Genomic DNA, 6,735 nt, shown 5'->3' with positions numbered 1-6,735 from the left:
TGGTTAAGGAACTCGGCAAAATGCCCCCGTAACTTCGGGAGAAGGGGGGCCATTGCTGGTGAGGGGTCTTGCATCCTGAGCTGGTGGTGGCCGCAGAGACCAGCGAGAAGCGACTGTTTACTAAAAACACAGGTCCGTGCGAAGCCGTAAGGCGATGTATACGGACTGACGCCTGCCCGGTGCTGGAACGTTAAGGGGACCGGTTAGTGACCTTTCGGGGTTGCGAAGCTGAGAACTTAAGCGCCAGTAAACGGCGGTGGTAACTATAACCATCCTAAGGTAGCGAAATTCCTTGTCGGGTAAGTTCCGACCTGCACGAATGGCGTAACGACTTCTCGACTGTCTCAACCATAGGCCCGGTGAAATTGCACTACGAGTAAAGATGCTCGTTTCGCGCAGCAGGACGGAAAGACCCCGGGACCTTTACTATAGCTTGATATTGGTGTTCGGTTCGGCTTGTGTAGGATAGGTGGGAGACTGTGATCTCGTCACGCCAGTGGCGGGGGAGTCGTTGTTGAAATACCACTCTGGTCGTGCTGGATGTCTAACCTGGGTCCGTGATCCGGATCAGGGACAGTGTCTGGTGGGTAGTTTAACTGGGGCGGTTGCCTCCTAAAGGGTAACGGAGGCGCCCAAAGGTTCCCTCAGCCTGGTTGGCAATCAGGTGTTGAGTGTAAGTGCACAAGGGAGCTTGACTGTGAGACTGACGGGTCGAGCAGGTACGAAAGTAGGGACTAGTGATCCGGCGGTGGCTTGTGGAAGCGCCGTCGCTCAACGGATAAAAGGTACCCCGGGGATAACAGGCTGATCTTCCCCAAGAGTCCATATCGACGGGATGGTTTGGCACCTCGATGTCGGCTCGTCGCATCCTGGGGCTGGAGTCGGTCCCAAGGGTTGGGCTGTTCGCCCATTAAAGCGGTACGCGAGCTGGGTTTAGAACGTCGTGAGACAGTTCGGTCCCTATCCGCTGTGCGCGTAGGAGTCTTGAGAAGGGCTGTCCCTAGTACGAGAGGACCGGGACGGACGGACCTCTGGTGTGCCAGTTGTTCTGCCAAGGGCATGGCTGGTTGGCTACGTTCGGAAAGGATAACCGCTGAAAGCATCTAAGCGGGAAGCCTGCTTCGAGATGAGGGCTCCCACCTCCTTTGAGGGGTTAAGGCTCCCAGTAGACGACTGGGTTGATAGGCCAGATATGGAAGCGCCGTAAGGTGTGGAGTTGACTGGTACTAATAGGCCGAGGGCTTGTCCTCAGTTGCTCGCGTCCACTGTGTAGGTTCTGAAGTAACGAACTCGCCTGTGCTGGCTGGAGTTCATCTTCATAGTGTTTCGGTGGTCATAGCGTTAGGGAAACGCCCGGTTACATTCCGAACCCGGAAGCTAAGCCTTTCAGCGCCGATGGTACTGCAGGGGGGACCCTGTGGGAGAGTAGGACGCCGCCGAACAATTTTTAGGGGAAGCCCCGCACCGTATGGTGCGGGGCTTTCTGCATTTGTGCGCCGAATATCATCGGTGCATGGACCGTTACCAGGGCGTCGCTCATCTGGAGTGGTGGGCCAATGCCCGCACCCGTCTGATGCGGCTTCCCGTAGAGGTCACTACGGCGGTGGACGGCGCCACCCTGATGGCTGTTGCCTCACCGCCCCTCAGGCAGGTGGCGCGGGAGGAGCTGCTGGCGCTCGTCGACGCGGACCCGCAGTTCGTCCTGCGCATGGACGACGACACCGTCATGGACGTCGTGGTGGAACAGGGTGGAGACGCCGGCCGTCTGCTGCTGAGGTCTGTCCCCGGCGTCTGACCGCACGCACAGGCCCCGCCGAGCCTGCCACCGAACGCACGAAGGCCGACCCGGGGACGGGTCGGCCTTCGAGGCAAGGGGGCTGGGTCAGGCGCCGTACGGGCGGGTCGTGCGGCCGGTTCGCAGGACCTGGGCCCACCAGGCGATCTGGTCGAGCATGACGGTGGCGGCCGTGCCGGTGCCCTGGGGGTCCTTCGGCTGGCCGGCCGCGTCGAACTGCTCCCAGGCCATGTGGAAGCTCACGGTGTCGCGTACGGTCACGGCGTGCAGCTCGGCGAAGACCAGCCGCAGTTGTTCGACCGCGCGCAGGCCGCCCGCCAGGCCCCCGTACGAGACGAAGCCCACCGGCTTGGCCTGCCACTCCTGGCGGAACAGGTCGATGGCCTGCTTCAGGCCCGCGGGAAAGCTGTGGTTGTACTCGGGGGTTATGACGACGAAGGCGTCGGCGGCGGAGAGGCGTTCGCCCAGGGAGGCGACGGCGGGCGTGGGCTGTGAGCCGAAGGCGGGGATGACGGCGGGCAGTTCGATGTCGGCCAGGTCGATGACGTCCAGCTCCAGGTCCGTACGCTTGCCCGCCACCTCGGCGAACCAGTTGGCGACGACCGGCCCGAAGCGGCCTTCGCGGGTGCTGCCGACGATGACGGCGAGGCGGTAGGGGGCTTCGGAGGCGGACGTGGCGTCAGCGGTCTGGGCGGCGTGAGATGCGGTGGTGGACATGGGGTCTCCTTGGTTGGTCGGTAGGGATGGGTATGGGGTGGAGTTATGTGGTTGAAGAGGTGTGGTCAGCGGTGTGATGTGGCCGTGGCGTGCCGGGGTGCGGTGGTCGAGGGTGCCGTCGGACGCGCTGTCGTACGCGTTGCCGTACCCGCCGTCGTACCCGGCGCCGGGCGCTCCGTCGACGTGCTGCGGGAGGGGTCGAGCAGACGGTGGACGGTGAGGGCCGCGGTGAGCAGGAGGGCAGCCACCGCCCACAGGAGGGTGTGCCAGGCTCCGGTGAACTGTGCGGCGAGGAAGGCCCCGTGCGTGCTGCCGAGTTCGCCTGCGGCCACCCGGGCGGCCAGTTCGGCCGAGCCGCCCACCCGCGCCTGGATCAGTCCGGTCAGCGCGGCGCCGACGACGGTCAGCAGCAGGGCGTTGGAGCCGCCCTTGACGGTGTTGAGGAAGCCGGCCGCCATGCCGGTCCGCTCGGCCTCGACCAGGTTCATGGCCTGGGCGTCGATCATGCCGGCAGCCAGGCCGTTGCCGGCGCCTGCGGTCAGCAGCGGTCCGAGGAGCTGTACGGGGCCGATGCCCGGGTGCAGCACGGTGAGCCAGGCGTTGCCGGCCGCCATCAGCAGCAGGGCGACGACGATGAGGTGCCGGGCCGGAAGCCCGCGGTTGACGAGCCGGCCGGCGAGCGGCGGGACGACCAGGACGGGCGCGGTGAGCATCAGCATCGTCAGGCCCGCGTCCCGCGCCGAGGCGTGGTTGACGCCCTGGAGGTAGGTGGGCAGGAAGACCAGCAGACCGGAGGTGCCCAGGCTCATGCCGAGCGCGGCCAGGCACCAGCCCATGAAGCGACGGTTGCGCAGCAGACTCAGGTCCAGGACCGGGTGATCGGTGCGGCGTTCATGCCGTACGAAGAGGGTGAGCAGGGCCGTACCGACCAGGACCGGGGCCAGGACCAGGGGGCTGGTCCAGCCGGCCTTGGAGCCCTGGGTGAGGCCGTACATGACCAGTGCCAGGCCGCTGATGAAGGTGATGATCCCCGGGCGGTCCACGCGGGGGCGGTGCTCGGCGCGCGATTCGGCCATCAGGGTCGTACCGGCCAGCAGGACCAGCCCCGCGGCGACGAAGACACCGAACGTCATCCGCCAGCCCAGCGCCCCGACGAGTGCGCCGGAGAGGGTCGGGCCGAGGGCGAGGCCCACGCCGGCGATCGTGCCCATCGTCGCGAACGCCCTGGTGCGGGCGGCTCCTTGGAAGGTGCCGGCCAGCAGGGCGCCGCCGCAGGCCATGACGCCGGAGGCGCCGACGCCGCTGAGGGTGCGGGCGATGTCGAGTACGAGGATGTTCGGCGCGGTCGCGCCGGCCAGCATGCCCGCGGACCACAGGGCGGCGCCGGCGGTGAAGACCCGGCGGCGGCCGAAGAGGTCGCCCAGTGATCCGGCCACCAGCATGAAGGAGGCGGCGCTGAGGAAGTAGCCGGTGATCACCCACTGGAGTGCCGGGCCGGAGGCGCCCAGGTCGGCGCCGATACGGGGCAGGGCGACGGTGGTTCCGGACATGGACATGGGGAGGGTCAGGTAGCCCAGCAGGGTGACGACGAGGGTCACGGCTGGAACGGACCGCCTGTTCCGCGGGGATTCCTTTGGCATGACAGGTAAACTACACGGTGCAGTGCATGAGGTAAACCGGGTAGTGCAAGTTTTTGACGGAGAGGAGCGGAGATGGGTTCGCAGACGGGAGCGCCGGTAGGAGACGCGGCCGGAGCGCCGGTGGGGGATGCGGCCGGAGCGCCGGTGCGGCGGGGGCTGGCGGAGAAGCGCCGCGCCATCATGAGCGCGGCGCGCACGGTGTTCGCGCGCGAGGGGTTCACCCGGGCCAGCGTGGACGCGATCGCCGCCGAGGCCGGGGTCTCCAAGCGCACGATCTACAACCACTTCAAGGACAAGGAGCAGCTTTTCCGGAGCATGATGGTGGAGAGCTCGCAGGCGCTCTCCGCCTTCCACCGGGAGCTCATCGAACGGCACATCGGCCGGCTCACCGACCCGGAGCCCAATCTCATCGCCTTCGCCCGGGAGTTCGTGGTCCCGCAGGAAGAGTTCAAGGGCCACTTCGCGCTCGTACGGGTGATCAACGCCGAGGCCGGGCGGCTGCCGCGGGAGGTGCTGGAGGCATGGCAGGAGGCCGGCCCACGGCCCGTACGGCGGGTGCTGGCGGACCATCTGCGGCAGGCGGCCGACCGTGGTCTGCTGCGGATCGAGGCCGGTGAGGAGGAGCTGGCGGCCAAGCACCTGGCGCTGCTGACCGGGGCGGAGGTCACCCAGCGGACCTATCAGGGCGCCGTGGAGATCCCGGCGGAGGAACTGGCGGGGATGGTCGCCCAGGGAGTACGGACCTTCCTGCGGCTGTACGGGTCCGGGAAGCCGTAGGGCGGGCGGCCCGGTCCGGCGTGGTCCGGGCCGGGCCGACCTGAGGGGCCGTGCTGTCCTATCGGGCGCTGTCGGGGCCGTGCCGTCCTGTTGGGCCGGCAGGCTCATCGGAGCCGCAGGGCCTATCGGACCGGCAGGGGGCGGTGCGGCCAGCGGGCGCGGGCCTGTTCCTGTGAGCGCATCGTCGCGAGGACCGGCAGGCCGCGCGCGGCGCCCGTGCCGAGCAGGTCGGGCAGGGCGGGGAGCGGGGCGAGGGCGGCGATGTCGTCCAGCACGAGGGTCAGTGGTGGGTCGAGCCGGCCGGCGGATGACCGTTCGGCCATGCGGCGGCCGTGCTCGACCACGTGGGAGAGGAGTGCGGTGAGCAGCGGCATCGCACCCGGAGTGGTACGCGGATCCTCAACGGATTCCCCTACCACGTAGAGCGTTCCCCCTTCGTCGATAAATGATTCGAGAATGAGCGCATCAGATCGAAGAGGATTGCAGGCGTCTCGGATATGGATCGAGGAGAGCGCGGCAAGTGATCGTGCCACCAACTCCTTGGCCAGGTCACGGCGTTCCGGATGGGCGGTCAGCACCGACTCCAGCTCGCCGGCCTGACCCGCCGACGCCTTGGGGTTCGTCCGCAGGATGCGTACGGGTTCGTGCGCGGCGCCGCCCGCGTGGGCCCAGCGGTGGAGCTGCCGGAAGGGGCGGCCGTCCACGGCGGCGGCGTGCAGCCAGCAGCGCAGGAGCGTTTCGGCGGCGTCCGCCACGGCCGAGTCGAGCGTGCTCATGGGCCGTACGGGGGCGAGCAGCGCGGCGGCCCGGGCGGCGGCCGTACCCAGGTCCGTACAGCCGGCGGCCGGGGACCAGCGCAACCGGGCCGGGGTGTCCAGGAGGTGCAGGGGGTCGTAGGTGAGCAGCGGGCCCAGCTTGGCGCGGGCGTCCTTGGTCTCGGCCCACAGGCCGGGGTCGGTGGTGGCGACGACGAGCGGACCCTCGGCGGCGGCGATGGCCGCGGCGGCCAGGGCGGTGGCCTGCTGCCGGTCGGCGCCGAAGTGGAGGCGGCGGGGGGTGGGTTCGGGCGTGGGTGTGGCGGTCAGGTGTGCCGCGGATTCGGGCACGGGGCGTTCGTACGAGACCGGTTCCGCTGGTTTCGCCGATCTCACTGGTTCCGCCGGTTCCGCTGGTTTCGCCGGTTTCTGCCTGGATGTTGTCGCCGATTGATCCGGAGTGACCGTTTCATGTCCGCCGGGGGCAGGGGCAGGGGCAGGGGCAGGGGCAGGGGCCTGGACAGGGACCGGAGCCGGGTACGCGGCCGGGGCCGGGCCCGATCCCCGCTGTGACCCCACCCCTCGGCCCGGTCTCGCCCCTCGCCCCGTTCCCGCGCGCCGGGCGGCCCGTACGGCGCGGTAGCGGGCGACCGTACCCAGAACGAAGATCGTCAGTACGAGCAGCACCAGCACTTCGCTGATGAGGATGCCCCAGAACAGCCCGTACCCGGAAAGCTGGTCCTTGGGTGTGCCGGGCCAGGCCCCGGCCAGGTCGTGCGGTTGCCCGATCAGGCTGCGCAGGGCCAGCGGCGTGCGGGGGAAGGTGACGCCGTCCGGCCAGGCGCCGTGCGCGAACAGACCGGCCAGGCCCGTCGCCGTCCAGGCCAGGACCGTCAGCCCGAGCAGGAAACCCAGCACTCCGACCAGGAGCGCGTCGGGGATGCCCCGACCCCGCCCGCCTCGTCCGCCCCCTCGCCCGCGTCCGTGTCCGTATCCGTATCCGTCGTCCCGTCCACCACCGCGCCCGTACGGCTCTGCGAACCCATCGGCC

General features: G+C 68.5%; 6 protein-coding genes and 2 rRNA genes (1 of these 8 running past the window's edge). 4 read left to right on the top strand and 4 right to left on the bottom strand.

Going from position 1 to position 6,735, the window contains the following annotated elements:
* The 3 genes from KGS77_RS14625 to KGS77_RS14615 all read left to right on the top strand — a co-directional run.
* Nucleotides 1-1,250, top strand: a 23S ribosomal RNA gene (locus tag KGS77_RS14625) (it extends 1,871 nt beyond the left edge of the window).
* A gap of 75 nt (nucleotides 1,251-1,325) precedes the next feature.
* A 5S ribosomal RNA gene (gene rrf / locus KGS77_RS14620) occupies nucleotides 1,326-1,442 on the top strand.
* A gap of 71 nt (nucleotides 1,443-1,513) precedes the next feature.
* A complete protein-coding gene (locus KGS77_RS14615) occupies nucleotides 1,514-1,795 on the top strand; it encodes a hypothetical protein (RefSeq protein WP_242581556.1) in 282 nt (93 codons plus the stop codon).
* Nucleotides 1,796-1,882: 87 nt separating this feature from the next.
* On the opposite strand, the gene KGS77_RS14610 is transcribed toward KGS77_RS14615, so the two are convergent.
* Together KGS77_RS14610 and KGS77_RS14605 are read right to left on the bottom strand one after the other, a co-directional pair.
* Nucleotides 1,883-2,512: an NAD(P)H-dependent oxidoreductase gene (locus KGS77_RS14610; protein WP_242581554.1), complete on the bottom strand. Its 630-nt coding sequence runs from the start codon at nucleotides 2,510-2,512 to the stop codon at nucleotides 1,883-1,885.
* Nucleotides 2,513-2,577: 65 nt separating this feature from the next.
* Nucleotides 2,578-4,110 carry an MFS transporter gene (locus KGS77_RS14605; protein WP_242581552.1) on the bottom strand — a complete coding sequence of 511 codons (1,533 nt, stop codon included), beginning with the start codon at nucleotides 4,108-4,110 and terminating at the stop codon, nucleotides 2,578-2,580.
* Nucleotides 4,111-4,224: 114 nt separating this feature from the next.
* Between KGS77_RS14605 and KGS77_RS14600 the strand changes: the two genes are divergently transcribed.
* A complete protein-coding gene (locus KGS77_RS14600; protein ID WP_242581550.1) occupies nucleotides 4,225-4,929 on the top strand; it encodes a TetR/AcrR family transcriptional regulator in 705 nt (234 codons plus the stop codon).
* Between the two features lie 122 nt (nucleotides 4,930-5,051).
* On the opposite strand, the gene KGS77_RS14595 is transcribed toward KGS77_RS14600, so the two are convergent.
* Together KGS77_RS14595 and KGS77_RS14590 are read right to left on the bottom strand one after the other, a co-directional pair.
* On the bottom strand, nucleotides 5,052-6,602 hold the full coding sequence (locus KGS77_RS14595) for a type VI secretion protein (protein WP_242581548.1): 1,551 nt from the start codon (nucleotides 6,600-6,602) through the stop codon (nucleotides 5,052-5,054).
* A complete protein-coding gene (locus KGS77_RS14590) occupies nucleotides 6,578-6,730 on the bottom strand; it encodes a hypothetical protein (RefSeq protein WP_242581546.1) in 153 nt (50 codons plus the stop codon). Before KGS77_RS14590 ends, KGS77_RS14595 begins: the two co-directional genes overlap by 25 nt.
* Between the last annotated feature and the right edge of the window lie 5 nt (nucleotides 6,731-6,735).

The organism is Streptomyces sp. MST-110588 (assembly GCF_022695595.1).
GTDB lineage: Bacteria > Actinomycetota > Actinomycetes > Streptomycetales > Streptomycetaceae > Streptomyces.
Note: the sequence above shows the minus strand (reverse complement) of the source record. Positions and strands in the feature narration are given on the sequence as shown.

Coding starts and splice junctions, on each gene's coding strand:
- KGS77_RS14600 (WP_242581550.1), top strand. CDS start 4,225: ATGGGTTCGCAGACGGGAGCGCCGGTAGGAGACGCGGCCGGAGCGCCG.
- KGS77_RS14615 (WP_242581556.1), top strand. CDS start 1,514: ATGGACCGTTACCAGGGCGTCGCTCATCTGGAGTGGTGGGCCAATGCC.
- KGS77_RS14590 (WP_242581546.1), bottom strand. CDS start 6,730: ATGGGTTCGCAGAGCCGTACGGGCGCGGTGGTGGACGGGACGACGGAT.
- KGS77_RS14610 (WP_242581554.1), bottom strand. CDS start 2,512: ATGTCCACCACCGCATCTCACGCCGCCCAGACCGCTGACGCCACGTCC.